At 73.7% G+C, this 25,783-nt stretch carries 20 protein-coding genes; 15 read left to right on the top strand and 5 right to left on the bottom strand.

Annotated elements, in window-relative coordinates:
• Positions 1-251 precede the first annotated feature (251 nt).
• From ABH937_RS31800 to ABH937_RS31785, 4 genes are all read left to right on the top strand, one after another.
• Positions 252-1,040 (top strand): ABC transporter ATP-binding protein, encoded by a 789-nt coding sequence (locus tag ABH937_RS31800; protein ID WP_280693945.1) that lies wholly within the window; start codon positions 252-254, stop codon positions 1,038-1,040.
• 17 nt (positions 1,041-1,057) lie between these two features.
• Positions 1,058-3,625 (top strand): ABC transporter permease, encoded by a 2,568-nt coding sequence (locus ABH937_RS31795; protein ID WP_280693944.1) that lies wholly within the window; start codon positions 1,058-1,060, stop codon positions 3,623-3,625.
• 153 nt (positions 3,626-3,778) lie between these two features.
• Positions 3,779-4,810, top strand: coding sequence for a glycosyltransferase family 2 protein (locus ABH937_RS31790; RefSeq protein WP_280693994.1), 1,032 nt, complete (start codon positions 3,779-3,781; stop codon positions 4,808-4,810).
• A 26-nt stretch (positions 4,811-4,836) separates the two neighbouring features.
• Positions 4,837-5,436: an acyltransferase gene (locus ABH937_RS31785; protein ID WP_280693943.1), complete on the top strand. Its 600-nt coding sequence runs from the start codon at positions 4,837-4,839 to the stop codon at positions 5,434-5,436.
• A gap of 45 nt (positions 5,437-5,481) precedes the next feature.
• Here the strand turns inward: ABH937_RS31785 and ABH937_RS31780 are convergent, their stop codons facing one another.
• The gene (locus ABH937_RS31780; protein ID WP_280693942.1) at positions 5,482-6,258 is read right to left on the bottom strand and encodes a TIGR03089 family protein; all 777 of its coding nucleotides are present in this window, start codon (positions 6,256-6,258) and stop codon (positions 5,482-5,484) included.
• 181 nt (positions 6,259-6,439) lie between these two features.
• On the opposite strand from ABH937_RS31780, the gene ABH937_RS31775 reads away from it, so the two are divergent.
• The gene (locus tag ABH937_RS31775) at positions 6,440-7,627 is read left to right on the top strand and encodes a peptidoglycan recognition protein (RefSeq protein WP_370220226.1); all 1,188 of its coding nucleotides are present in this window, start codon (positions 6,440-6,442) and stop codon (positions 7,625-7,627) included.
• Positions 7,628-7,658: 31 nt separating this feature from the next.
• Positions 7,659-8,576 (top strand): DNA-3-methyladenine glycosylase 2 family protein, encoded by a 918-nt coding sequence (locus ABH937_RS31770; protein WP_280693940.1) that lies wholly within the window; start codon positions 7,659-7,661, stop codon positions 8,574-8,576.
• An 85-nt stretch (positions 8,577-8,661) separates the two neighbouring features.
• Here ABH937_RS31770 and ABH937_RS31765 read toward each other — a convergent pair whose 3' ends face one another.
• Genes ABH937_RS31765 through ABH937_RS31755 form a run of 3 tightly spaced genes read right to left on the bottom strand, consistent with a single transcriptional unit; the run spans position 8,662 to position 11,563 of the window.
• The gene (locus tag ABH937_RS31765) at positions 8,662-9,960 is read right to left on the bottom strand and encodes a coenzyme F420-0:L-glutamate ligase (protein ID WP_370220225.1); all 1,299 of its coding nucleotides are present in this window, start codon (positions 9,958-9,960) and stop codon (positions 8,662-8,664) included.
• A complete protein-coding gene (gene cofD / locus ABH937_RS31760; protein WP_370220224.1) occupies positions 9,957-10,916 on the bottom strand; it encodes a 2-phospho-L-lactate transferase in 960 nt (319 codons plus the stop codon). Before cofD ends, ABH937_RS31765 begins: the two co-directional genes overlap by 4 nt.
• 20 nt (positions 10,917-10,936) lie before the next feature.
• Positions 10,937-11,563, bottom strand: coding sequence for a cysteine dioxygenase family protein (locus ABH937_RS31755; protein ID WP_370220223.1), 627 nt, complete (start codon positions 11,561-11,563; stop codon positions 10,937-10,939).
• A 796-nt stretch (positions 11,564-12,359) separates the two neighbouring features.
• Here ABH937_RS31755 and ABH937_RS31750 point away from each other — a divergent pair.
• The 3 genes from ABH937_RS31750 to ABH937_RS31740 all read left to right on the top strand — a co-directional run bounded on the left by ABH937_RS31750 (position 12,360) and on the right by ABH937_RS31740 (position 18,531).
• Positions 12,360-12,629 (top strand): WhiB family transcriptional regulator, encoded by a 270-nt coding sequence (locus ABH937_RS31750; protein ID WP_280693936.1) that lies wholly within the window; start codon positions 12,360-12,362, stop codon positions 12,627-12,629.
• A 413-nt stretch (positions 12,630-13,042) separates the two neighbouring features.
• Positions 13,043-16,909, top strand: coding sequence for a glycosyltransferase (locus ABH937_RS31745; RefSeq protein ID WP_370220222.1), 3,867 nt, complete (start codon positions 13,043-13,045; stop codon positions 16,907-16,909).
• The gene (locus tag ABH937_RS31740; RefSeq protein WP_370220221.1) at positions 16,906-18,531 is read left to right on the top strand and encodes a DUF5719 family protein; all 1,626 of its coding nucleotides are present in this window, start codon (positions 16,906-16,908) and stop codon (positions 18,529-18,531) included. Before ABH937_RS31745 ends, ABH937_RS31740 begins: the two co-directional genes overlap by 4 nt.
• Before the next feature lie 26 nt (positions 18,532-18,557).
• Here the strand turns inward: ABH937_RS31740 and ABH937_RS31735 are convergent, their stop codons facing one another.
• The gene (locus ABH937_RS31735; RefSeq protein WP_370220220.1) at positions 18,558-19,043 is read right to left on the bottom strand and encodes a metallopeptidase family protein; all 486 of its coding nucleotides are present in this window, start codon (positions 19,041-19,043) and stop codon (positions 18,558-18,560) included.
• A 139-nt stretch (positions 19,044-19,182) separates the two neighbouring features.
• On the opposite strand from ABH937_RS31735, the gene ABH937_RS31730 reads away from it, so the two are divergent.
• The 6 genes from ABH937_RS31730 to ahcY all read left to right on the top strand — a co-directional run bounded on the left by ABH937_RS31730 (position 19,183) and on the right by ahcY (position 25,600).
• On the top strand, positions 19,183-19,554 hold the full coding sequence (locus ABH937_RS31730) for a DUF3499 domain-containing protein (RefSeq protein WP_280693932.1): 372 nt from the start codon (positions 19,183-19,185) through the stop codon (positions 19,552-19,554).
• Positions 19,555-19,715: 161 nt separating this feature from the next.
• On the top strand, positions 19,716-21,107 hold the full coding sequence (locus ABH937_RS31725) for a phosphomannomutase/phosphoglucomutase (protein WP_280693931.1): 1,392 nt from the start codon (positions 19,716-19,718) through the stop codon (positions 21,105-21,107).
• 94 nt (positions 21,108-21,201) lie between these two features.
• Positions 21,202-21,384, top strand: a complete 183-nt coding sequence (locus ABH937_RS31720) for a Trm112 family protein (RefSeq protein ID WP_280693930.1) — start codon at positions 21,202-21,204, stop codon at positions 21,382-21,384.
• Between the two features lie 38 nt (positions 21,385-21,422).
• Complete coding sequence (locus tag ABH937_RS31715; protein WP_370220219.1) at positions 21,423-22,628, top strand: SIS domain-containing protein; 1,206 nt, start codon at positions 21,423-21,425, stop codon at positions 22,626-22,628.
• A 78-nt stretch (positions 22,629-22,706) separates the two neighbouring features.
• Positions 22,707-23,912 carry a mannose-6-phosphate isomerase, class I gene (gene manA, locus ABH937_RS31710; protein ID WP_370220218.1) on the top strand — a complete coding sequence of 402 codons (1,206 nt, stop codon included), beginning with the start codon at positions 22,707-22,709 and terminating at the stop codon, positions 23,910-23,912.
• Between the two features lie 239 nt (positions 23,913-24,151).
• On the top strand, positions 24,152-25,600 hold the full coding sequence (ahcY, locus tag ABH937_RS31705; RefSeq protein ID WP_370220217.1) for an adenosylhomocysteinase: 1,449 nt from the start codon (positions 24,152-24,154) through the stop codon (positions 25,598-25,600).
• The last annotated feature ends 183 nt before the right edge of the window (positions 25,601-25,783 follow it).

Here is a 25,783-nt window from a genome sequence, read left to right as displayed (position 1 = left end):
GTAGCAGAGCTGGTGCACAGGCGCGACGGTTTCGGGGCACGGCCGCCACCGCGCCCGGCCGTGCGCCCCTGAGGGCCGTGCCCCGCGTCCCCTAGGGGGCACCGCTGCCGACCCGTACATCTCTCGTCATCCCGGGTCCTCCCGCCGGATGACGAGCGGTCGGACCGCACCCTCTAGGTTTGACGTATCGGCTCGGCCCTGACTGTCAAGGGGGCCAGGCTTCGGGGGACACCGACCTAGGAGTAGTAGACGTGACGACGGCATCCACAGCCGTGCAGGCTTCCGAGAACCCTGGCGGGCCGTCCGCCAGCGCCGCCGCGGCGCGGCAGGTGACCAAGGCGTACGGTTCGGGCGAGACCAGGGTGACGGCGTTGGACGCCGTCGACGTCGACATCCAACGTGGTCGGTTCACCGCGATCATGGGTCCCTCGGGGTCGGGCAAGTCGACCCTGATGCACTGTCTGGCAGGTCTCGACACGGTCTCGGAGGGTCGGATCTGGATCGGTGACACCGAGATCACCGGCCTGCGGGACAAGCAGCTGACCCGGCTGCGGCGTGACAAGATCGGGTTCATCTTCCAGGCCTTCAACCTGCTGCCGACGCTGAACGCGTTGGAGAACATCACGCTGCCGATGGACATAGCCGGGCGCAAGGCCGATCCGGCCTGGCTCCAGCAGGTGGTGGAGACGGTGGGGCTGGCCGACCGGCTGAAGCACCGTCCGACCCAGCTCTCCGGTGGCCAGCAGCAGCGGGTCGCGGTGGCCCGGGCCCTGGCGGCGCGTCCGGAGATCATCTTCGGTGACGAGCCGACCGGCAACCTGGACTCGCGTTCCGGCGCCGAGGTGCTGACCTTCCTGCGCCGCTCGGTGGACGAGCTGGCGCAGACCATCGTGATGGTCACCCACGACCCGGTGGCGGCGAGCTACGCGGACCGGGTGCTGTTCCTGGCCGACGGGGTGATCGTCGACGAGATGCACGGTCCGACCGCCGACTCCGTCCTCGAGCGCATGCGCCGTTTCGACGGCAAGCGCACCAGCTGAGCCGGGGCCACGACACCATGCTGCTCAAGACCTCACTCCGCAGTCTCCTCGCCCACAAGGGCCGGATGGTCCTGTCGCTGATCGCGATCGTGCTCTCGGTGGCCTTCGTCTCCGGGACCCTGGTCTTCTCCGACACCGCGACCAGCACCTTCGACAAGCTCTTCGCCAGCACCGCCTCCGACGTCCAGGTCAGCCCGGCGCCCCCCAAGGGCGGCAACGCCGCCGACACCGGCGGCAAGACGCTCACCGTCCCGGCCACCACCCTGGCGCAGCTCACCGCCCAGCCCGGGGTGAAGAGCGCCGAGGGCAGCGTCTCGGTGCAGAGCGCCACCCTGGTCAACCCGAAGACCAACAAGGCGGTCGGCCCCACCGGCGGCGCTCCGACCATCGTCGGCGCCTGGGTCCCCGGGCCGCACCCCGCGATGACGGTCACCTCCGGCAGCGCCCCGTCCGGGCCGCGCCAGATGATGATCGACGCGGACACCGCCAAGCACGCGAACCTGCACCTCGGCGACCCGATCCGGATCATCGGAGACCAGGGCACCTTCGACTTCACCATCTCCGGCATCGCGACCTTCACCGGCACCAACCCCGGTGCGGCGCTGGCCTTCACCGACGTGCCGACCGCCCAGCAGGACCTGCTCGGCAGCACCGGCGGCTACACCTCGATCGACCTCTACGGCGACGGCAGCAAGACCGACGACCAGCTCAAGGCCGAGGTCGGCGCGGTGGTCGGCAGCGACTACCAGGCGAAGACGGCCGCCGAGCAGAAGGCCGACAACCAGAAGGGCATCGGCTCCTTCCTCGACTTCATGAAGTACGTGATGCTCGGCTTCGCCGGCATCTCGCTGCTGGTCGGCGCCTTCCTGATCATCAACACCTTCTCCATGCTGGTCGCCCAGCGCACCCGTGAGATCGGCCTGTTGCGGGCGCTCGGCGGCAGCCGCAAGCAGGTCAACCGCTCGGTGCTGATCGAGGCGTTGCTGCTCGGCGTGATCGGCTCCACCCTGGGCATGGCCGCGGGCCTGGGCATCGCACTGCTGCTGATCCAGCTGATGAAGCTGGCCGGGATGAACCTGTCCACCTCCCTGGACATCAGCGCGAGCGTCCCGATCGCCTCCTACCTGGTCGGCATCGTGATCACCGTGCTGGCCGCCTGGATCCCGGCCCGCCGGGCCGGCAAGGTCTCCCCGATGGCCGCGCTGAGCGACCACGGCACGCCCAGCGAAGGCGCCTCCAACAAGATCCGGATGGCGCTCGGCCTGCTGGTCACCCTCGGCGGCGGCGCGCTGCTCGCGGCGGGGGCCACCGCCAAGCAGCTCGCCGCCGGCGGCTCCGACCTGGGCCTGGGCCTGGTGCTGACGCTGATCGGCTTCGTGATCCTCGGCCCGCTGCTGGCGGGTGTGGTGATCCGGCTCCTCGGCGCCGTGCTGCCCGCCCTGTTCGGCCCGGCCGGACGGCTGGCCCAGCGCAACGCGCTGCGCAACCCGCGGCGCACCGGCGCCACCGCGGCCGCGCTGATGATCGGCCTGGCCCTGGTCACCGGTGCCTCGGTGGTGACCAACTCGATGGTCAGCTCCACCAGCGCGCAGATCGACAAGTCGGTGGGCGCGGACTACATCATCACCGTCAACCACGGCGGGCTGACCGCCCCGATGATCGCCGCCGCCAAGGGCACCGCGGGCCTGGCCCATGTCACCGAGCAGCGGGAACTGCCCGCCACCTTCACGCTGCCCGGCGGCAAGAGCGTGGACCAGCTGGTCTCGGCCGTCTCGCCCACCTTCGCCCAGGACTTCTCGCTGCCGGTCAGCTCCGGCAGCGTGAACGGCCTGGCCGCCGGCGGGATCACGGTCGATGCCAACTTCGCCAAGGACAACAGCCTCAAGGTCGGCGACCGGATCGGCATCGACTACGGCAAGGGCCGCACCCAGAGCCTGCCGATCGCCCTGGTCACCAGCACCGGCAACCAGATCTTCGACCGGCACTTCTTCGCCACCATCGACACCGTCGACCAGGCGGTGCCGGCCGACCAGCAGCCGACCGACGTGGTCGTCTTCGGCAAGGCGGCGGCCGGGGCGGACGTCGAGAAGACCCTGACCGCCCTCCAGGACTCGCTGAACGCCTACCCGCAGGTCTCGGTGCAGGACCAGGCCGGCTACAAGAAGCTCGTCCAGAAGAGCGTGGACACCCTGCTCTACCTGGTCTACGGGCTGCTCGGACTGGCGATCATGGTCGCGGTGCTCGGCGTGGTCAACACGCTGGCCCTCTCGGTGGTCGAGCGGACGAGGGAGATCGGCCTGCTGCGGGCGATCGGCCTGTCCCGCCGTCAGCTGCGCCGGATGATCCGCCTGGAGTCGGTGGTGATCGCCCTCTTCGGCGCGATCCTCGGCACCGGCCTGGGCCTGAGCTGGGGCATCACCACCCAGCGGGTGCTGCGCAACTCCGGCCTGAACGTGCTGTCGGTCCCGGTGGGCACCATCGTGGTGGTGCTGCTGCTCTCGGCGGTGGTCGGCCTGCTGGCCGCCCTGCTGCCGGCCTTCCGGGCCGCTCGGATGAACGTGCTGGCGGCCATCGCGAGCGGCTGAACCAGCGGCTGGGAGCCGGTCGGAGTTCGGCCGGCTCCCAGCGTTCTCCCAGCTGACCATCCGTCAGCCACCAGGCCGGGCGCTCCCGCGGGGGAGGAGCGCCCGGCTCTGGCTGTTCACCCGTTTCCGGTACCGTGGGGCGCGATGAACGACATGGCTGCTGAGGAGCTGCCGGCGGTCTCCGTGATCATGCCGGTGCTCAACGAGGAACGACACCTTCGCACCGCCGTCCGGCGCATCCTGGAGCAGGACTACGCCGGGGCCATGGAGGTGGTGATCGCACTCGGTCCCTCCACCGACCGGACCGACGCGATCGCGGCCGAGCTGGCCGCCGCGGACCCCCGGGTGCGGACCGTGCCGAACCCCAGCGGGCGCACCCCGGCCGGGCTGAACGCCGCGATCCGCGCCTCCTCCCACCCGATCGTGGTCCGGGTGGACGGCCACGGCCTGCTCACCCCCGGCTACATCACCACCGCCGTGCGGCTGCTCGGCGAGATGGACGCGGCCAACGTCGGCGGCATCATGCACGCCGAGGGCGAGACGGAGTGGGAGAAGGCCGTCGCCGCCGCGATGACCGCCAAGATCGGCGTGGGCAACGCCGCGTTCCACACCGGCGGCCTGGCCGGCCCGGCCGAGACCGTCTACCTCGGCGTCTTCCGCCGCGAGGTGCTGGAACGCCTCGGCGGCTACAACGAGGAGTTCATCCGCGCCCAGGACTGGGAGCTGAACTACCGGATCCGCCAGGACGACGGCCTGATCTGGTTCACCCCGCAGCTCAAGGTCACCTACCGGCCGCGGCCCAGCGTGCGCGCGCTCGCCAAGCAGTACAAGGACTACGGCCGCTGGCGCCGGGTGGTCACCCGCTACCACCGCGGCTCGGTCAACCTGCGCTACCTGGCCCCGCCGAGCGCGCTGGTCGCGGTGCTGCTCGGCCTGGTGCTGGGGGCCGCGGTGCACCCGGCCTTCTACGTGGTGCCGGCCGGCTACGCCCTCGGGATCCTCGGCGGCTCGCTGCTCGAAGGCCGGGGCCTGTCCGGCAAGGCCCGGCTGCAGCTGCCGGTGGCGCTGGCGACCATGCACTTCAGCTGGGGCTTCGGCTTCCTCACCTCGCCGCGCAGGCTGGCGGCCAAGGTGATCGCCAGCACGGCACCGCGCACCGAGCCGGTTCCGTCCCGTACCGGCTGAGGGGTATTGCCGCTACCGTCAGTGGTATGACCGAGGCGGTGCGTATCGAAGCCAGCGCGGACGTCGATCCGCGGGCGCGGATCGGGGCGGGCAGCACGGTGTGGCACCTCGCCCAGATCCGCGAGGACGTCGTGGTCGGCGCCGAGTGCGTGATCGGGCGCGGCGTCTACCTCGGCCCCGGGGTGCGGCTCGGCGACCGGGTCAAGGTGCAGAACCACGCCCTGGTCTACGAGCCGGCCGTGGTCGAGGACGGGGTGTTCATCGGCCCGGCCGCGGTGCTGACCAACGACCTCTACCCGCGCTCGGTGGCGGTCGACGGCCGGCTCAAGGGTGTGGACGACTGGCTGGCCCGGGGCGTGACGCTGCGTCAGGGCTGCTCGATCGGCGCCCGCGCGGTCCTGGTGGCCGGGGTCACGGTCGGGCGCTGGGCGCTGGTGGCGGCCGGCGCCGTGGTGCACCGGGACGTGCCGGACTTCGCACTGGTGGCCGGAGTCCCGGCCCGCAGGACCGCGTGGGTCGGACGGGCCGGGGAGCCGCTGCGCCGGCTCGGCGTGGACCGCTGGCGCTGCCCGCGCACCGGCGAGGCCTACGCGGAGGCCAACGGGCTGCTGGCGCTCGTCTCCTGACGACCGCTCAGCGCACGGTTGCGGCCCGGCGCAGGGCGGTAGCGCTCAGGGCAGCCGCAGGCTCACTCGTTCGGCCTCGATCCGGGCCGCCCACTGCTTCTCGGTCAGCTCCGCCGAGTTCCGGCAGAGCACCACCGAGGCGCCGGCCGCGAGCGGGGCGAGCAGCCCGGCCTCCAGGCCGGCCCAGCTGTCGAAGGACTGCGTGCTGAGCACCCGCGCGCCGCGCTCCAGGCCGAGCCGGGCGGCGCCCTCGCGGGCCAGCGCCACGGTCTGTTCACCCGTCAGCTTGAGCGGCAGCCCGTCCACCGCGGTCTCCAGCGCGGGCGCCTGCGGGTCCACCGGCGAGTACGGCGCGAACCGGTCGCCCTGACCCGGCACCTCGGCCGCGTAGTCGAGGAATCCTTCGGGCCGCTGCGGGAACCGCCCGCCCAGCGGGCGCAGCGCCAGCGCCACCCGTTCGCCGGAACAGGCCTGCGCGGCTTCCAGCCCGTCCGGCCCGCTGACCACCAGCGCGGCCTCGGCCGGATCGCCGCCGGGCACCGCCGTGACGCCCACCGACCAGCAGGCCAGCAGCCAGACCGCGGTCTGCCAGTGCGCGGGCAGCAGCAGCGCGGCGCGGTCCTCGGGGCCCGCGTTCAGCTCGTCCTGGAGCAGGTTGGCGGTCTTGGCGACCCAGTTGTCGAAGGTCTTCACGGAGAGCTCGACCCGCTCTCCCGAGCGGTCGTCGTAGAAGGTGACCAGGGGACGGGCGGAGTCCTCACCGAGGGCGGCTCGCAGCAGCTCGGCGGGGGTACGGGCGTCGGCAGCGAAAGGCGCAGTCATGGTGCGCCCAGCCTACGGCCTGACGGTGGTCGCGGGGGAGGGGGTCCGGGGTCGGGGGCGTGGCGTCGGGGCGCCGGTGGCGGTTGCCGTGCCGATGGTCCGAACAGTCTGTCGAACGACCGTCAGATCGGTTTGCCGGGGCGGGTGGCGGGCACCGGCGTATGCCCGCATTATCCCTTTTATGCGGATCTCTCTTGCGTACCTGCTCGGCCTCGGCTGCTCCGTCGCGCTGCTCGTCCCGGCGGCGGCCACCGAGGCGCCGGCGACGCCGGCCTCCTCCTCGGCCAGAACCGTGACGCTCCCGCTCGCCCCGCTCCCCGCCGGCCGCGCCGGCGGTGTGGTGTCCCGGGGGATCGGCGCGCGCGGCACCACCGGCTACTCGCTGCTCGGGGTCAGCTGGGACGACCCGACGGCCACCCTCGACGGCAGCGTCGAAGTCCGCACCCACCCGGTGGCCCGCGGCGGCCGCTCGCAGCCCTGGAGCGACTGGCGCGCGCTCTCGTCCGACTCCGAGGACCGCCCCGACCAGGACGCCGCCGAACTGCGCGGCCCGCGGGCGCGCGGCGCCACCGCGCCGCTCTGGGTCGGGCCGAGCGACGGCGTCGAGGTCCGGGTGACCGGCGACCGGCAGTTGCCGGCCGGGCTGCGGGTGGAACTGGTCGACCCGGGAGACGCGCCGGCGGCCGCGGCGCCTGACGCACCGTCGGCCGAGCCACCGGCGGACGCCGCCGCGAACTCCCGGGTGCTGCCCGCCGTCGCCCACCAGGCACCGCGGCCCGGCATCGTGACCCGCGGCGGCTGGGGAGCCGACGAGAGCCTGCGCGACCCCGGGTTCGTCTACACCGGGGACGTCAAGGTGGTCTTCGTCCACCACACCGACACCGGCAACGACTACAGCTGCTCGGACAGCCCCAAGGTGATCCGGTCGATCTACCAGTACCACGTGGTCTCCAACGGCTGGCGCGACATCGGCTACAACTTCCTGGTCGACCGCTGCGGGACGATCTTCGAGGGCCGGGCCGGCGGGGTGTCCCGCCCGGTGCTGGGAGCCCACACGCTGGGCTTCAACACCGACTCGACGGGCGTCGCGGCGCTCGGCACCTACCAGTCGGCCGCGCCGCCGCAGGCCCAGGTCGACGGGATCGCCAAGATCGCCGCCTGGAAGCTGGGCCTCACCGGGCGGGACGCGCGCGGCAGCGCCACCCTCACCTCCGCCAGCAGCGGCAGCCGCTACCCGGAGGGCACCGCGCACACCTTCGCGGCCATCTCCGGCCACCGGGACGCTTTCAACACCGACTGCCCCGGCGACGACCTGTTCTCCCGGCTGTCGGACATCCGCAACTGGGCCGCCCACCTCCAGGGCCGCTGAGCCTGTCAGTGGCACGGGCCAGACTGGACGGGTGAACGACGTTCCGCTCGAACGGCGCTGGCTGCCCGGCCACCCGCTCGACCTGCACCGCACCCTGGCTCCGCTGCGTCGCGGCCCCGGTGACCCGGCCTGCCGGGTCACCGGGGACGGTGCGTTCTGGCGGGCGTCCCGCACCCCGGCCGGCCCTGGCACCCTGTGCGTCACCGGCCGCTACGGCGAGGTCGAGGCCCGGGCCTGGGGGCCGGGCGCGGGCTGGCTGCTCGACCGGCTGCCCGTGCTGCTCGGCGAGGCCGACAACCCCGCGGAGCTGCCGCCGCTGCCGCCGGGCCCGACCCGCGAGGCCCAACGCGCCCACCCGGGGCTGCGGCTGTGCCGCACCGGGCTGGTCCTGGAGTCGCTGATCCCGGCGATCCTGGAGCAGAAGGTCACCTCCGACGAGGCCTACCGCGCCTGGCGCCTGCTGCTGCGCGACTTCGGCACCCCGGCGCCCGGCCCGGCCGAGGGCATGCGGGTGGCGCCGTCGGCTCGCGAGTGGTCGCTGATCCCGTCCTGGGAGTGGCACCGCGCCGGCGTCGACCCCAAGCGCGCGGCCACCATCCAGCGCGCGGTGCGGCTCGCCCCCCGGCTGGAGCAGGCGACGGGCCTGGCACACGCCGAGGCCTTCGCCCGGCTCACCACCGTTCCCGGCATCGGCGAGTGGACGGCCGCCGAGACCCTGCAACGCAGCAACGGCGACCCGGACGCGGTCTCGGTCGGCGACTTCCACCTGCCGAACATCGTCGGCTGGGCGCTGGCCGGACGCCCCCGCTCCGACGACGCCGAACTCCTCGCCCTGCTCGCCCCCTACGCCCCGCACCGCCACCGGGTCTGCCGCCTGATCGCCCTCACCGGCCTGCGCCCACCACGCTACGGCCCCCGGCTGGCGCCGAACGACCACCGGCGGCGGTGAGCCCACCTCGTGTTTTCGAGCCGCCCGGCGCACCGCCCGGCGCACCGCCCGGCGCACCGCCCAGCGCACCGCTCAAGGCACCTGCTCAGCGCACCGCGATGAACGGCTCCACCGCCCGGGCCGGCCGGTCCTGCGGCACCGCCGCCGGCCGACCCACCGCCACCGCGCCCATCGGGTCCCACCCGTCGGGCAGCCGGAGCACCTCGCGCACCGTGTCCCGGCAGAACATGGTGGACGACACCCACGCCGTCCCGTACCCCTCGCCGGAGAGGGTGACCAGCAGGTTCTGCACCGCCGCGCCGATCGCCACGGTGAACATCTCGCGCTCGGCCGCCGCCCGCCGCGCGTCCGGGTAGCTGTGCGAGCCGTCCATCACCAGGCACGGCACCACCAGGTACGGCGCCTTGCGCAGCACGTCCCCGCGCGCGGTCCGGCGGGCGATCTTCGCCTCGTCCCACCCGTCCAGCTCGTGCAGGTCGCGCTGCCAGGCGGCGAGCATGGCGTCGAGCAGCTCGGTGCGTGAGGTCTGCGACTCCAGCAGCACGAACCGCCAGGGCGTGGTGTGGTGCGGCGCCGGCGCGGTGGCGGCGGCGGCCACCGCGCGCCGGACGGCGTCCGGGTGCACCGGCTCGTCGCTGAACTCCCGGACCGTGCGCCGCAGCGTGACGGCGGCCCGGACCGCCTCCGAGGTGCCGAGCCGGAACATGTCGTCCTCGATCGGCCGGATCAGCGGGCGGATGCCGTCGCCGTCCGCCTCGGTGACCAGGGTGCCCAGACCCCGCACCACCGCGACCGGGGTGCCGCTGGCCTTGCCCTTCACCAGGTCGCCGGCGGCGGCCAGTTCGTCGGCGACGGCGGTCGTGGTCAGGTTCAGCGTGTTCCCGTGGCTGTCCAGCCGCCCGCGGTGGTCGTCCAGCACGTCGAGGCCGGCGGCGCCGATCGCCACGTCGGTCAGCCCGTTGCGCCAGGGGCGGCCGAAGGTGTCGGTGATGATCACGGCGATCCGACGGCCGGTCAACTCGTGGATCCGGGCCCGGATCTCGCGGGCCGAGCCGTCCGGGTCCAGCGGCAGCAGCAGCACCGTGCCGGGTGCGGTGTTGGAGGCGTCCACACCGGCCGCCGCCATCACCAGGCCCTGCCGGTTCTGCACGATCCGGGTGCGCCCGCGCCGGGCCACCACCCGCACCGCCTCGGCGTCGATCGCCGCCTCCCGGTCCTCGGCCCGCAGCAGCCGGTCCTCGGCCTTGCTGACGATCTTCGAGGTGACCACCAGGATGTCGCCGGGCCGCAGTTCGACGGCCTTGGCGATCAGCGCGCCGAGGTCGGCGCCCGCCTCGATCTCGGGCAGGCCCAGGACCGGCAGCACCTCCAGCGCGCGGCTCACCCGCGCACCTGCTCGGCCAGCTCCAGCGCCGCCCGGGCCATCGCCGCGGTCGCCGCCGGGTCGGTCATCAGCAGCGGCACGGCCCGGCAGCTGATCCCGGCCGCCTCGACCTCGGCGACCGAGCCGGCGTCGGCCACGTCCACCAGCCATCCGTCGACCAGATCGGCCCCGTAGTGCAGCGCCACGGCCGAGGCCGAGGCCTCGACCCCGACCGCCGCCAGCACCTTGTCCGCCATCCCGCGCACCGGCGCGCCGCCGATGATCGGCGAGAGCCCGACCACCGGCGCGCCCGCCGCCGCGACCGCCTCCCGGATGCCGGGCACGGCCAGGATGGTGCCGATGCTCACCACCGGGTTGGACGGCGGGAAGAGGATCAGGTCGGCCGCGCCGATCGCCTCCAGCACCCCGGGCGCGGGCTTCGCGGTGTCCGCGCCGACCGGGATGATCGCCTCGGCGTCCACGGCCGCGTGCAGCTTGACCCAGTACTCCTGGAAGTGGATCGCCCGGGTCCCCTGGTCGTCGGTGATCCGGACGTGGGTCTCCACCCGGTCGTCGCTCATCGGCAGCAGGCGCACGCCCGGCTGCCAGCGGTCGCAGAGCGCCTCGGTGACGGCGCTCAGCGGGTAGCCGGCGGCGAGCATCTGGGTGCGCACGATGTGGGTGGCGAAGTCCTTGTCGCCCAGCCCGAACCAGGACGGGCCGACCCCGTAGGCGGCCAGTTCCTCCTTGACCGCGAAGCTCTCCCCGGCCCGGCCCCAGCCCTGCTCCTCGTGGATGCCACCGCCGAGGGTGTACATCACGGTGTCCAGGTCGGGGCAGACCTTGAGACCGAAGAGGTGGATGTCGTCCCCGGTGTTGCCGATGACGGTGATCTCGTCCCCGGGCGCCACCACGTCCTTGAGGCCGCGCAGGAAGCGTGCCCCGCCGATCCCGCCCGCCAGTGCCACGATACGCATGCGCCCATCCTGCCAAACGCTCAGGGCAGTTCGGACGCCAACTCGGCAACGGCCGTCCCGTACTGCGTCATCTCGGTCAGACCGGGGGAGTAGAGGTGGATGCTGACGGCCGGCTCCAGCGTCGCGTTGACCACCTCGTGCAGGTAGCCGGGGGAGAAGACCCTGCGGCCACCGGGGCGCAGCGTGCGGGTGGTCTCGCCCCCGGGGGTGAGCGCGCGCTCGACCAGCTCGCCCTGAACCACCGTCAGGACGCCGGAGGAGTCGCCGTGGTCGTGCAGTCCGCTGCTCTGCCCGGGCAGCCAGCTGAGCAGCCAGACCTCGTAGCCGGGGCCGGTCTCCAGCCGGGCGTACCAGCGGGTGAGCGCGTCGTAGCGGACCAGCGGGGCCCAGCGGTCGCGGTCGGCGGCGATCTCGCGGACCAGCCGGGCGTGGTCGGCCACCGTGCCGGGGTGCCGGGGCAGGTCGGTGCGGGCCAGGTGGGGGAAGGCCAGCGGGTCGCCGGCGATGCTCACGTCGCTGAGCCCGTCGGCCCAGCCGGGCCTGGTCGGCGCGGGCAGCCGAGCCGCGCCGGTGGCCAGGACGGTGGCCTTGCGGGCGAGCTTGTTACGGTCACGGTTGCGCTTGCGGGGGCGGAGTCGGGTACGCATCAGCGGGATCCTCGGCGGCTGGTCGGTGAGGAGGGGGATCAGCCGGATCCGCGGTACAGGTGCCGGAAACGCGGACGGCCTCGTGGTCCTGGTGCGGCACGTCGAGGCCGGGAGAGCCGTTCACGGAGAACGGCGCGGGGAGTCGACGCGCCTAACGACAACAGGAGCGACGAGGGCAACACAGAGTGCTCGCGGCACGCCGGAGCGCGCTGTGGCGGCTCCGCGGGGCGATGGACTCTGACATGCGCTACAGGAGACAGGCTTCGGGGGCTTCGTGTCAAGTCGCCCGTACGGCCATCAGAGGGACATTCGGGTCGAAACGCCGAATCGGGTGATAAGTCCCACTCGGGGTTTTGATCCATAGATCTCCGGGAAGGCAGGCGGTTGACCGGATTGATCCCAGGCCGGAGCGGTGCGTCGGCGACCGCGCCGGTTGTCGCCGCCGGTGGCGCCCTCCGCCCTTGATGGCACGGAGGGCGTCCTCGGCAACCGGAGCGGCTCGATTCACGTCTCCGCTCACGTCTGCTCACGTCTGCGTGAAGGCGGGGCGGGCGGGCTTCGGAGCGGCTTCGTGGCCGCGAGCTGCGGAAAGTCCGTTCTGTCCGGATATGTACACTATTTGTAGCGCCTTGGTTCCGGGGAGTGAATTCACGACCCAATACCAGAGCTCGGCTTGACTGAGCCAGAGTGACGCACATGTAATTTCAGTCGTGTCGTTCGGCCGAACCGGAGCAGACGTCCATGGCCTGCGGCACACACGCACGGGGACGCCAAGAGGGGCAGAGGAGGCGCGCCAATGAGCGAGCTCTTTGAGCTGTTGATCGGTGAGGACATCGACGAGGAAGAGGAACTCGGCTGGCAGGAGCGTGCGCTGTGCGCCCAGACCGACCCGGAGTCGTTCTTCCCCGAGAAGGGCGGATCCACTCGCGAGGCCAAGAAGGTCTGCCTGGCTTGTGAGGTGCGGTCCGAATGCCTGGAGTACGCCCTCGCCAACGACGAGCGATTCGGAATCTGGGGAGGCCTCTCCGAACGCGAACGCCGGCGGCTCAAGAAGAGCGCGGTCTGAAGAGGCAATCGAACACCAGAACAGCTGTCCGATTCATACGGTCAGCTTGTCTGCTTTCCTCTTCGCAGAATCTGTGCAGTGTCCACCCGATTGTGCAAGCGCCTCGCCCGGACGGCGGGGCGCTTTTGCATTTCGCCGCGCCGATCGAGGCCCCCGCCCGCCGCCGACCAGGTCGGCGCCCCCACAGCCCCCCACCGGGTGAACAGCGCGCTCAGCCGAAGCCGTTAGTGTGGTGCGCCACCTGCCGTCCACCGGAACCGGGGCCCGCGCACTCGATGACTGCCTACAGCCAGCAGCACGGCTACCCAGACCAGCCGTCAGGCCCACAACCGCCCGCGGGGCCCCAGCCGCCCGCGGCGGCGAACCGTGCCTGGCCCGGGAGCGGCCGGCCGCCCGCGTACCCGCGCCACCTGGTGACCGCCGTCATCGTCAGCCACGACGGTGCCCGCTGGCTGCCCCAGGCGCTGGCCGGCCTGCTCGGCCAGGACCGCCAGGTGCAGCGCATCCTCGCGGTGGACACCGGCAGCACCGACACCTCCCCGCAACTGCTGCGCGACACCCTCGGTGACTGGCTGCCCGAGTCGGGCCCCACCCTGCTCGGCCGCCGGGCCGGATTCGGCACCGCCGTCGCCGAGGCCGTCTTCAACAGCCCGCCGCTGCGCCCCGAAGACCTCCCCTACAGCCTCGACCCGTCCGGCTACGACCCGGTCACCGGCGGCTGGGACGACTTCGGCGACCCGCTCTCCGCCGAGGACGACCTGAGCTCCGGCGGTCCGCGCGAGACCCAGCCGGTCGAGTGGCTCTGGCTGCTGCACGACGACTGCGAGCCGCAGACCGACGCGCTGCGCCGGCTCCTGCAGGTCGCCGACACCACCCCGTCCGCCGCCGTGATCGGCCCCAAGCTGCGCAGCTGGTACGACCGGCGCCAGCTGCTGGAGGTCGGCGTCAGCATCGCCCGCTCGGGGCGCCGCTGGACCGGCCTGGACCGGCGCGAGCAGGACCAGGGCCAGCACGACCAGGTCCGCCCGGTGCTCGCGGTCTCCACCGCGGGCATGCTGGTGCGCCGCGACGTCTTCGAGCAGCTCGGCGGCTTCGACAAGGCGCTGCCGCTGATGCGCGACGACACCGACTTCTGCTGGCGGGTCAACGCCGCGGGCCACCGGGTCGTGGTGGCGCCCGACGCGGTGCTGCGGCACGCCGAGGCCGCCAGCCGTGAGCGCCGCGCGATCGACTGCGGCGCCGCCCACCCGCACCGGGTCGACAAGGCCGGCGCGGTCTACACCCTGCTGGCCAACTCCCGGCGGCTGGTCTTCCCGTACGTGCTGCTCCGGCTGGTGCTCGGAACCCTGCTGCGGGTGCTGGCCAACCTGGTCGGCAAGGACCCGCGCCAGGCACTGGACGAGATCGCGGGCCTGGGCCACGAACTGGTCCGGCTGCCCCGGCTGTTGCTGGCCCGCAAACGCCGGGCCAGAACCCGCTCCTACGACGCGCTGGACGACCGCGGCCTCTTCCCGCCGCCCGGCGCCACCGCGCGCCTGGCCATCGAGGGCGCGATCAGCTCGCTCGGCATCGGCGGCGGGGACGACAACTCGATCGGCCGGCACGGCTCGGTGGAGGCCACCGGCGGTGACGAGGACAGCGAGGTGCTGGAGATCGAGCAGTTCGCGCTGCTCAAGCGCCTGGCCCGGCGTCCGGCCCCGGTGCTCTTCGCCGCCCTGCTGGTCTTCGCGCTGGTCGCCGGCCGCAACCTGCTCGGCTCCGGCGCGCTGCAGGGCGGGTCGCTGCTGCCCGCCTCCGACGGCGCGTCCGGCCTGTGGGACATGTACGCGAGCAGCTGGCACCCGGTGGGCACCGGCTCCACCGCCACCGCCCCGCCCTACCTCGCGGTCCTGTCGGTGCTCTCCTGGGTGCTCTTCGACCACGCCGACCTCGCGATCACCCTGCTGCTGGTGCTCTCCGTTCCGCTCTCGGCGGTCAGCGCCTACCTGGTCTCCCGGCCGCTGCTCGGCTCCAAGCTGGTCCGGGCCTGGGCCAGCGCCACCTACGCGCTGCTGCCCGCCGCCACCGGCGCCATCGCCGAGGGCCGGCTGGGCACCGCGGTGCTCGCCGTGCTGCTGCCGCCGCTGGCCCGCGCCGCCGCCGTCTCGGCGGGCCTGGGCATCCGCCGGGAGACCGCCGCCCGAGGGCTGCGCCCCGGCTGGCGCTCCACCTGGATGACCGTCCTGCTGCTCACCGTGTGCACCGCCTTCGTGCCGCTGTCCTGGGCCATAGCGCTGCCGCTGTCGCTGGCCGCGCTGGTGGTGGCGATCCTGCGCGGCGGCGCCTACGGCAGCGGTGTCAGTGCCGTGCGGCTGCTCGGCCCCCGGGTCGCGGTGATCCTCGGCCTGCCCGTGCTGGTGCTCGCGCCCTGGTTCCCGCAGGTGCTCGCGCACCCCTCGCGACTGCTGCTCGAAGCGGGTCTGCCGGTCTTCAGCGGCCACCGCGCCACCCCGCTGGACCTGCTGCTGGTCAACCCCGGGGGCGCCGGGGTGCCGCCGGCCTGGCTCTCGGTCGGCGTGCTGCTGGCCGCCCTCGCCGCCCTGCTGCGCGCCGACCGCAGGCGCGCCGTGCTGGCGGCCTGGGCCGCGGCCGGCGCCGGGCTGGTCTTCGCCGTCGCGGTCGCCGGCACCAGCGTCACCCCGGCCTCCGGTGGCCTGCCGATCGCCGCCTGGGCCGGCCCGGCCACCCTGCTGGCCGGCATCGCGCTGCTGGCCGCCGCCGCGATCGGCGCCGACGGCGCCAACGCGCGGGTCGCCGGGATCGCCTTCGGCTGGCGCCAGCCGGTGGCCGCCCTGGTGGTGCTCACCGCCGTGCTCGCCCCGCTGGGCACCGGCTTGTGGTGGGCCGTCAGCGGCGCCGACGGCCCGGTGCACCGCACCAGTGCCGGCCAGGTGCCCGCCTTCATCGCGGAGGAGGCCGGGACCACCGACCGGTCCAACACCCTGGTGCTCACCGGCGACGCCCGGGTGAGCTCGGTGCGCTTCACCGTGGTGCGCGGCGCCGGCCTGACGCTCGGTCAGGCCGAGGGCACCGTGGACACCGGCGGCGACACCAAGGACCGGCTGACCAAGCTGGTCGGCAGCCTGCTGGCCGGCTCCGGTGCCGACCAGGCCGCCGCGCTGGCCAATTTCGGCGTGGCGTACGTGGTGGTGCAGGGCCCGATGGTCGGCCAGGTCCAGAACGTGCTGGACACCACCCCCGGCCTGGTCGCGCTCAGCCAGGACAACGGCTCCGCCCTCTGGCAGGTCAACGGCCTGCCGGCGACCCGGGTGGTGATCACCGCGCCGAACGCCGCGCCGGTCCCGGTGCCCGCCGCCGCCGAGTCGGTCGACGCGACCATCCCGGCCGGCCCCGCCGGCCGGGTGCTGCACCTGGCCGAGCAGGCCGACCCGGGCTGGCGGGCCACGCTGAACGGCACCGCGCTCACGCCGGTCACGCTGGACGGCTGGGCGCAGGGCTTCCAACTGCCGGCCGGCGGCGGCAAGCTCAGCGTCAGCCGTGCCACCCCGCTGCTGCACACCGGTTGGATCGGGCTGCAACTGCTGCTCGGCGTCACCGTGCTGGTGCTCGCGCTGCCCGGGCGGCGCAGCACCAAGGACGACGACCTGCCCGAGGAGGTGGTGGCCGCCGCCGCGCTGGCCGCCGCCCAGGCCGCCCAGCCTCCGGTCCCCGGCAGCCGCCGGGCCCGCCGGCTGGCCGAACGCAGCGAGGGCGAGGCGGCGGAGCCGGCCGACGGCGAGCTCGGGGTCTACGGCACCGTCCAGGGCATCCCGCCGCAGCCCACCGGCGGGCCCGGACACCCCGAGCAGGCCGAGCCCGCGCCGGTCCACCCCGACCCGTACGCGCAGCCGCACCACCAGCAGGGCGGGTACGGCGGGGAGGACTTCCAGCAGGCCGACCCGTACGGCTACGACCCGTACGCGGCCCAGCAGTCCTACCAGGCCGGCTACCCCGCGCAGCCCCAGTACGCCGGGGAGCCGTACGCCACGGAGCAGTACCCGGCGGAGCCGTACGCCAACGAGCCGTCGTACGAGCCGTATGCCGAGCCCGGCTACCAGGGCGACCCGTACGCGGCCCAGCAGCCCTATCCGGCGGCGGACTACGGCTACGGCGGCTACGACCAGCAGGGCTACCAGGGCGGCGATCCGCAGCCCTGGCTGCCCGACCAGGGCCGCCCCTACGACCCGGAGCACCCCTCCTACGGCGGCCACCCGCACCACGACGGAGCTGACCCGCGATGAAACTCCCTGTCCCCTCCCTGGGCCGCTCGATCGGCGCGGCCCAGGGTGGCAGCCGCACCGGACTGTCGCTGCTGGCCTGCGCCGCCGTGCTCGCCCTGGTCTTCGGGGTCGCCGAGTTGCGTCCGCCGGCGGCTCCCGCCGCCCCGCCGACCGGGCAGCCGGTGGGCGCCCAGGTGGAGCGGACCGCGCTGGTCTGCCCGCAGCCGATCCAGGGGGTGACCGGCAACACCCAGATCACCGCGTTCACCCCCGGCAGCGGCGGGCCCGCCCAGGGCGGCAGCGCGACGGTGAGCGATGTGGCGCCGCCGTCGACAGCCGCGCCGTCGGCTCCGCCGGCGCCGTCCGGTTCGCCCGCGCCGTCGGGTTCGCCGGCTCCGTCCGCCGCCCCCGGTCAGGCTCCGGCCCAGGCCGCCAACGCCCTGGTGGCGCTGGCCAAGCCCGGCGTGCCGGTGGCCGGCCAGGCCGACAACGGCGACACCGCGGTGGGCACCTCGGCGACCGCCACCGGTGCCTTCGCCCCCGGCTTCACGGTCACCCAGACCACCGCCGTGAACGACTCGCACGGCCAGGGCATGTCCGGCGTCAACTGCGAGCCCTCCGGCACCCACTTCTGGTTCGCCGGGGCCAGCACCGCGGGCAACCGCAAGGACTACGTCAGCCTGACCAACGTGGCGAGCACTCCAGCCGTGGTCGACCTGCGGCTCTACGGCGACCAGGGGCCGATCGAGAGCGACGCCGGCACCGGACTGACCGTCCCGTCCGGCAGCTCGCTGTCCGTGCTGCTGACCACGGTGATCCCCGCTCAGGTGAGCGACCTCGCGGTGGAGGTGACCGTCCGCAGCGGCCGGGTCGGCGCCTTCCTGCACGCGGCCGACGGCTCGGCCGGCGCCGACTGGATCCCCGCCTCGGCCGACCCGGCACCCAGCGTGGTGCTGCCCGGCATGCCGGGCGACCTCTCGGCGGCCCGGCTGGTCGTGGCCGCCCCCGGCGGCACCGACGACGCCGACCTGAACATCCAACTCTCCGGCCCGAACGGCTGGTTCACCCCGGCCGGCCACGAGACGATCCACGTCAAGGCCGGCATGGTGACCGCCGTCGACCTCGGTGGCCAGATCACCCGTCAGCAGGCCTCCGCACTGCGGCTCACCCCGACCGACAAGGCCCACCCGACCCCGGTGGTGGCCACGCTGCGGATCGACCGGGCCGCCAACGGCAAGAGCGACTCGGCCTGGCTGACCGGCAGCGCGCCGGTGGGCAAGCGGGCCAGCGTGGCCGACACCCGGGGAGGTGGTGCGTCCACTCTGCTGATCACCTCGACGGGTGACGCCGCCACGGTCCGGGTGACGGCCTCGGCGAGCACCGGCGGCGGCACCCCGACCAGCAAGGAGGTCCAGGTCCCGGCGGGTGCCACGGTCGCCATGGGGTCACCCGAACCGTCCGGCGGCAACGGCTCGTTCGGCGTCACGATCGAGACCGAGTCGGGCGGCCCGGTGACGGCCGCCCGGATGCTGGCGGTCACCACCAGCGGCATCCCGATGTTCACCATCCAGGCCCTGCAGGACGACCACAGCTACGTCCAGATCCCGCAGGCCGCCCAGGACCCGGGAGTGCTCGTCCACTGAGCCCGCCCGGGCGCCCGGGCGGTGCGTCACTCCTCGTCGTACCGGGGGTCGATGGCGTCGGGCGACAGCCCGAGCAACTCGGCGACCTGCTCGATCAGGATCTCGTGCACCAGTGCCGCCCGGTCCTCGCGGGACTTGGCGCGGATCTCCACCGGCCGGCGGTAGAGCACGATCCGGCTCTTGCGGCCCTGCCCGGCTGGGACCACCTTGCCCAGCGGCACCCCGCCGTCGGGCACCGGGTCGGGTTCGCCGGGCAGTGCCTCGGGCACCTCGTCGACCTCGAACTCGACGTCGATCAACTGCGGCCAGCGGCGCTCCAGTCGCTCCACCGACTCGCGGACGTAGTCCTCGAAAAGCTCGGAGCGGCTCAGCGAGATCGGGACCTGCGGCGGCGCCAGCGGTCCGCGCAGCCCTCGGCCGTGCCGGTCGCGGCGCCGAGCGCGCGGCGACCCGGCGGGCGGGGCCCAGGCAGGCGGCCTGGGCGCGGACGGGGGCGGTGTGGAGCTGTCCATATCAATCACGAGCCTAGCCCTAGGAGGCCAGGAAATGGACCACGCGAACACCGATCCGAGCGCCCGCGGACGCGACACGAACCGGCTTGCGCCCCCGGGTCTTAGCCAGCCGGCCGCCGGTGCGGTACCGTCCACCCTCGTGAGCCCTGTACGTCGTTGTTCGCGGACCGCGTGCGGCCGACCGGCCGTGGCGACCCTGACGTACGTGTACGCCGACTCCACGGCGGTGCTCGGCCCGCTCGCCACCTACGCCGAGCCGCACTGCTACGACCTGTGCGCCGAGCACGCCGAGCGCCTGACCGCCCCGCGCGGCTGGGAGGTGGTCCGTCTGGCCACCGAGGGCGGACCGCTGCGCCGCAGCAGCGACGACCTGGAAGCGCTGGCCAACGCGGTGCGCGAGGCGGCCCGCCCGCAGGAGCGCGGCCCGCGCCCGGTGCGCCCCGCCGAGGGCGATCCGGCCCAGGTCGGCCGCCGCGGTCACCTGCGGGTGCTGCGCTCGCCCGACAGCTGAGCGTTAAGTCGCCGCCACCGCCACCCGGTACGCTGCCCACTGCCCGGGCCGGACACCCCTGCGGTCATGCCGTGTTCGTGGCGCGACGTATCGTGACCGTGGGCCTACGGAGCCCGTTCCAGGGACAGCCCGTTCCGAGAGACAACAAGGGTGGAGCCGCAGTGCGCGACCTCAAGCAGCTCGTCAAGGCGTACGACGTGCGAGGCGTCGTTCCGGACCAGTGGGACGAGAACCTGTCCCGGGCCTTCGGGGCCGCCTTCGTCCAGGTCACCGGTGCGACCGCGATCGTGGTCGGACACGACATGCGTCCCTCCTCGCCGAGCCTGAGCCGGGCCTTCGCCGAGGGCGCGGCCGGCTACGGCGCGGACGTCACCGAGATCGGCCTCTGCTCCACCGACCAGCTCTACTACGCGAGCGGCAAGCTGGACCTGCCCGGCGCGATGTTCACCGCCAGCCACAACCCGGCGCAGTACAACGGCATCAAGATGTGCCGCAAGGGCGCCGCCCCGGTCGGCGAGGACACCGGGCTGGCCGAGATCCGCGAGCTGGTGCAGAGCTGGATCGGTGCCGATAACAGCGTCACCGTCCCGGCGGCGCCCGAGGGCACCAAGCAGGGCGTGCTGACCGAGCAGGACACCCTGCGCGGCTACGCGGACCACCTGCTCGGTCTGGTCGACCTGACCTCGATCCGCCCGCTCAAGGTCGTGGTGGACGCGGGCAACGGCATGGGTGGCCACACCGTCCCGACCGTCCTCGCCGGCCTGCCGCTGGACGTCGTCCCGATGTACTTCGAGCTGGACGGCACCTTCCCCAACCACGAGGCCAACCCGCTCGACCCGAAGAACCTGGTCGACCTGCAGGCCAAGGTCCGCGAGGTCGGCGCCGACATCGGCCTGGCCTTCGACGGCGACGCCGACCGCTGCTTCGTGATCGACGAGCGCGGCGAGCCGGTCTCCCCGTCGGCGATCACCGCCCTGGTCGCGGTGCGCGAGCTGGCCCGGGCCCGGGCGAACGGCGAGCCGAACGCGACGATCATCCACAACCTGATCACCTCCTGGACCGTTGCCGAGGTCGTCGCCGAGCACGGCGGCAAGGCCGTGCGCACCCGGGTCGGCCACTCCTTCATCAAGCAGCGGATGGCCGAGACCGACGCGATCTTCGGCGGCGAGCACTCCGCGCACTACTACTTCCGCGACTTCTGGCGTGCCGACACCGGCATGCTGGCCGCGCTGCACGTGCTCGCCGCGCTCGGCGGCCAGGACGGCACGCTCTCCGCGCTGACCGCCGAGTACGACCGCTACGCGGCCTCCGGCGAGATCAACAGCGAGGTCGCCGACCAGGCGGGCAAGACCGCCGAGGTGCGGGCCGCGTACGGCTCGCTGGCGGGCGTCAGTGTCGACGAGCTGGACGGCCTGACCGTCGCCGGCCCCGACTGGTGGTTCAACCTGCGCGCCTCCAACACCGAGCCGCTGCTGCGCCTCAACGTCGAGGCCAAGGACCCGGCCAAGATGGCCGAACTGCGTGACGGCGTGCTGGCGATCGTCCTCGCCTGATCCTCAACCCGAGGCGCCCCGGCCGGTAGGGTGGACCCACCGGCCGGGGCGCCTCGCGTCCCGCCGTCCACCTCGAAACGGAGCAGCCCTGATCATGACGCTCGAACCCTTCCTGCTGGAGATCCTGGTCTGCCCGAGCTGCCATGCCGCGCTGCGCGAAGAGACTGCAGCGGACCAGCCCGAGCTGACCTGCACCGGTGCCGACTGCGGCCTGGCCTACCCGATTCGCGACGGCATCCCGGTGCTGCTCGTGGACGAGGCCCGCCGCCCCGCCTGAGCCCCCGACACCCGGACCGGACCCGGAGGTCCAGCCGCATGCTCGACGACAGCCTGCTCGACGACCCGGCCGCCCTCCAGCGCGCCGACCGGGACCACGCGCTGCTGGCGCTCGCCGGCGCCGGCGCCCGGATCCGCACCGCGCTGCGCCAGGCCCAGAGTTCGGGCCTGGCCGGGCTGCGGCCCGACGGCCGCCCGCGCGGCATCCTGGTGGCCGGCCACGGCAGCGTGCTGACGGCCGGTCAGGCGCTGGCCGCGCTGGCCGGCACCGGGACCCTGGTCCAGCCGCTGCCGCCGACGGACGCGCTGCCCGCCGCGCTCTTCAGCGACGGCCTGAGCTGGCAACTGCCCGGCTGGGCCGGACCGAACGACCTGCTGGTGCTGGCCTCCGCCGACGGCACCGAGGCCGGCCTGATCAGCCTCGCCGAGCAGGCCTACGCGCGCGGCTGCGCGATCGCGGTGATCGCGCCCGAGGACCGCCCGCTGGCCGAGGCCGCGCTCCAGGTGCGCGCGCTGCCGCTGCCGTACGTCCCGTCGGCCGGCGACGAGGCGGACGGGCGGGCCGAGGCGGCCGAACCCGACCTGCCCTCCGAGGACTTCGGGGCGCTCTGGGCCCACCTCACCCCGCTGCTCGCGCTGGCCGACCGGATCGGCGTGCTGAACGCCCCGGACCGGGAGCTGGAGGCCGCCGCCGACCTGCTGGACGAGCTGGCGGTCCGGCACCGCCCGGACGCCGCCGCCTACCTCAACCCCGCCAAGGACCTGGCCGCCCAGCTCTCCGGCACCGTCCCGCTGCTGTGGAGCGAGGGACCGCTGGCCGCGGTGGCCGCCGAGCGGTTCGCCGCGATGCTCGCCGACCGGGCCGGCCGTCCCGCCGTCGCCGGCCAGCTGCCGCAGGTGCTGAGCGCCCATCGCGGCATGATCACCGGGCAGCTCGGTGCCGGCGCCGACCCCGGGGACTTCTTCCGCGACCGCGTCGAGGAGCCGGACCCGCTGGCCGTCCAGGTCCTGGTGCTGCGGCACGTCCCGCAGCCGGAGCCGGCCGAGCCCGCCGCGCCCGAGGCCGCGCCCGAACCGGCACCCGCCGGCCCCACGGTGCGCCGGGCCCGCCGGCTGGCCGCCGACCACGAGGTCCGGCTGACCGAGCTGACCGGCACCCGCTCCGAACCACTGCACGCGCTGGCCGAGCTGATCGCGCTGACCGACTTCGCCGCCGTCTACCTCGGCCTGGCCGAGCAGCGCTGAATCCCGGTGGGCTACCGTCAGGGTCCCCCACACGTCACCACCGCACACGTCAGCCGAAGCAAGGAGCTGGGCCGCCAGATGGACCGCCTCGCCAACACCGTCCGCCCCTATGCCTGGGGTTCGACCACCGCGATCCCGGCCCTGCTCGGCGAGCGGCCCACCGGTGAGCCGCAGGCCGAACTGTGGCTGGGCGCCCACCCCGGCGGGCCGTCCCAGGTGGACCGCGGCGCGGGTCCGCTGCCGCTGGACCAGGTGATCGCCGCCGACCCGGCCGCCGAGCTGGGCGCCGCGACCGTGGCCAAGTTCGGCCCGACCCTGCCGTTCCTGCTCAAGGTGCTGGCCGCCGAGATCCCGCTCTCCCTCCAGGTGCACCCGGACCTGGCCCAGGCCCGAGCCGGCTTCGCCGCGGAGGAGGCCGCCGGGATCCCGGTCGAGGCGGGCCGCCGCAACTACAAGGACGCCAACCACAAGCCCGAACTGATCTGCGCGCTGGACGAGTTCGACGGGCTCTGCGGTTTCCGCGACCCGCTGGCCACCGCCGACCTGATGGAGCGGCTGGGCCTACCGGGCCTGGCCCCGCTGATCGACCTGCTGCGCACCAAGCCCGCCGAGCAGGCGCTGCGCGAGACGCTGGCCACCATGCTCACCACCGACCCCGCGGTCGTGGCGGTCACCGTCAAGGAGCTGGCCGAGGCGCTGGACCGCTCGCTGGCCGCCGAGCCCGCCTCGCCCTGGGCGCCCGCCTGGGCCGGCTACGCGTACGCCGCCAAGCACTTCCCGGGCGATGCCGGGGTGCTGGCCGCGCTGCTGCTCAACTTCGTCCGGTTGCAGCCCGGTGACGCGCTCTACCTCGGCGCGGGTGTCCCGCACGCCTACATCAAGGGCACCGGCGTGGAGATCATGGCCAACTCCGACAACGTGCTGCGCTGCGGGCTGACCCCCAAGCACATCGACGTCCCCGAGCTGCTCAGGGTGGTCGTCTTCGAGGCCGGCGACCCGGGCGTGCGGCGCCCGGTCGCGAGCGAGGACGGCGAGGAGCTGTTCCCGGTCCCGATCGACGAGTTCCGCCTCTCCCGCTTCGTGCTGAGCGCCGGCGCCCAGCGCCAGGTGGCCGGCCGCACTGCCCAGATCCTGCTCTGCACCGAGGGCTCGGTCACCCTGACCGACGCCGCGGGGCAGGGCCTGGAGCTGACCCGGGGTCAGTCCGCCTACCTGCCCGCCACCGGCACGGCCACCACGCTGACCGGCACCGGCACGCTGTTCCGCGCCACCGTCACGCTCTGACCGGCGCCGCGCGCGGCCGAAACCGGTCGAACCGCCCCCGGCCCCGCGCGCCCTCGGTGTAGATTCGTCACCAGTGCCAAACGTCGCTGCTGATGGCGGTCGATCCGGGTGTGGCCCGGGTCGAGGGAGAGAGGTCCTCCGACGGATTGTGCCGCGCAGCGGAGTGGCGTCCCTCGGGTGCCGCGCCGCCGTCAAGCACACCCGTACGCATCGGCCCCACGCAGCGAGGAGTACCCCGCATGTCCGGCAACACCACCGGTGACTTCAAGGTCGCCGACCTCTCCCTGGCCCCGTTCGGTCGCAAGGAGATCCAGCTCGCCGAGCACGAGATGCCCGGCCTGATGTCGATCCGCAAGGAGTTCGCGGCCACCCAGCCGCTGGCCGGCGCCCGGATCACCGGCTCGCTGCACATGACGGTGCAGACCGCCGTGCTGATCGAGACCCTCACCGCGCTGGGCGCCGAGGTCCGCTGGTGCTCCTGCAACATCTTCTCCACCCAGGACCACGCCGCCGCCGCGATCGCGGTCGGCCCCGAGGGCACTGTCGAGAACCCCGCCGGTGTCCCGGTCTTCGCCTGGAAGGGCGAGACCCTGGAGGAGTACTGGTGGTGCACCGAGCAGGCGCTGACCTGGCCGAACGGCCAGACGCCCAACATGATCCTGGACGACGGCGGTGACGCCACCCTGCTGATCCACAAGGGCGTCGAGTTCGAGAAGGCCGGCGCCGCGCCGGACCCGGCCACCGCCGACAACGACGAGTTCCGGATCATCCTGGAGCTGCTCAACCGCACCCTGACCGAGTCCCCGCGCAAGTGGACCGAGGTCGCCGCCACCATCAAGGGCGTCACCGAGGAGACCACCACCGGCGTGCACCGCCTGTACGAGATGCACCGGGACGGCAAGCTGCTCTTCCCGGCGATCAACGTCAACGACTCGGTCACCAAGTCGAAGTTCGACAACAAGTACGGCTGCCGCCACTCGCTGATCGACGGCATCAACCGCGCCACCGACGTGCTGATCGGCGGCAAGGTCGCGGTCGTCTGCGGCTACGGCGACGTGGGCAAGGGCTGCGCCGAGTCGCTGCGCGGCCAGGGCGCCCGGGTCATCGTCACCGAGATCGACCCGATCTGCGCGCTGCAGGCCGCGATGGACGGCTACCAGGTCACCACCCTGGACGAGGTCATCTCGATCGGCGACATCTTCATCACCACCACGGGCAACAAGGACATCATCCTCGCCTCGGACATGGTGAAGATGAAGCACCAGGCGATCGTCGGCAACATCGGCCACTTCGACAACGAGCTCGACATGGCCGGCCTGGCCAAGCTGCCCGGCGTCGTGAAGACCGAGGTCAAGCCGCAGGTCCACGAGTGGCGCTTCGCGGACGGCCACACCATCATCGTGCTCTCCGAGGGCCGCCTGCTGAACCTGGGCAACGCGACCGGTCACCCGTCCTTCGTGATGTCCAACTCCTTCGCGAACCAGACCATCGCGCAGATCGAGCTGTTCGCCAAGACCGAGCAGTACCCGATCGGCGTCTACGTGCTGCCCAAGCACCTGGACGAGAAGGTCGCCCGCCTCCACCTGGACGCGCTGGGCGTCAAGCTCACCGTCCTGACCAAGGACCAGGCCGACTACATCGGCGTCCCGGTCGAGGGCCCGTACAAGGCGGAGCAGTACCGCTACTGAGCCGTCGGCTCGACCGAACCGGGCGGGCGGGGGCCCCCCCCCCCCGGGGGCCCCCCCCCCCCCCCCGGGGGGGGGGGGGGGGGGGGGCCGGGGGGGGGGCGGGGGGGGCGGGGGGGCCCCCCCCCCGGGGGGGGCGGGGCCGGGGGGGGGGGCTGGGGGCCAGCCCCCGCCACCTGGGGCGCG

The organism is Kitasatospora sp. GAS1066B, from assembly GCF_041262605.1.
GTDB lineage: Bacteria > Actinomycetota > Actinomycetes > Streptomycetales > Streptomycetaceae > Kitasatospora.
Note: the sequence above shows the minus strand (reverse complement) of the source record. Positions and strands in the feature narration are given on the sequence as shown.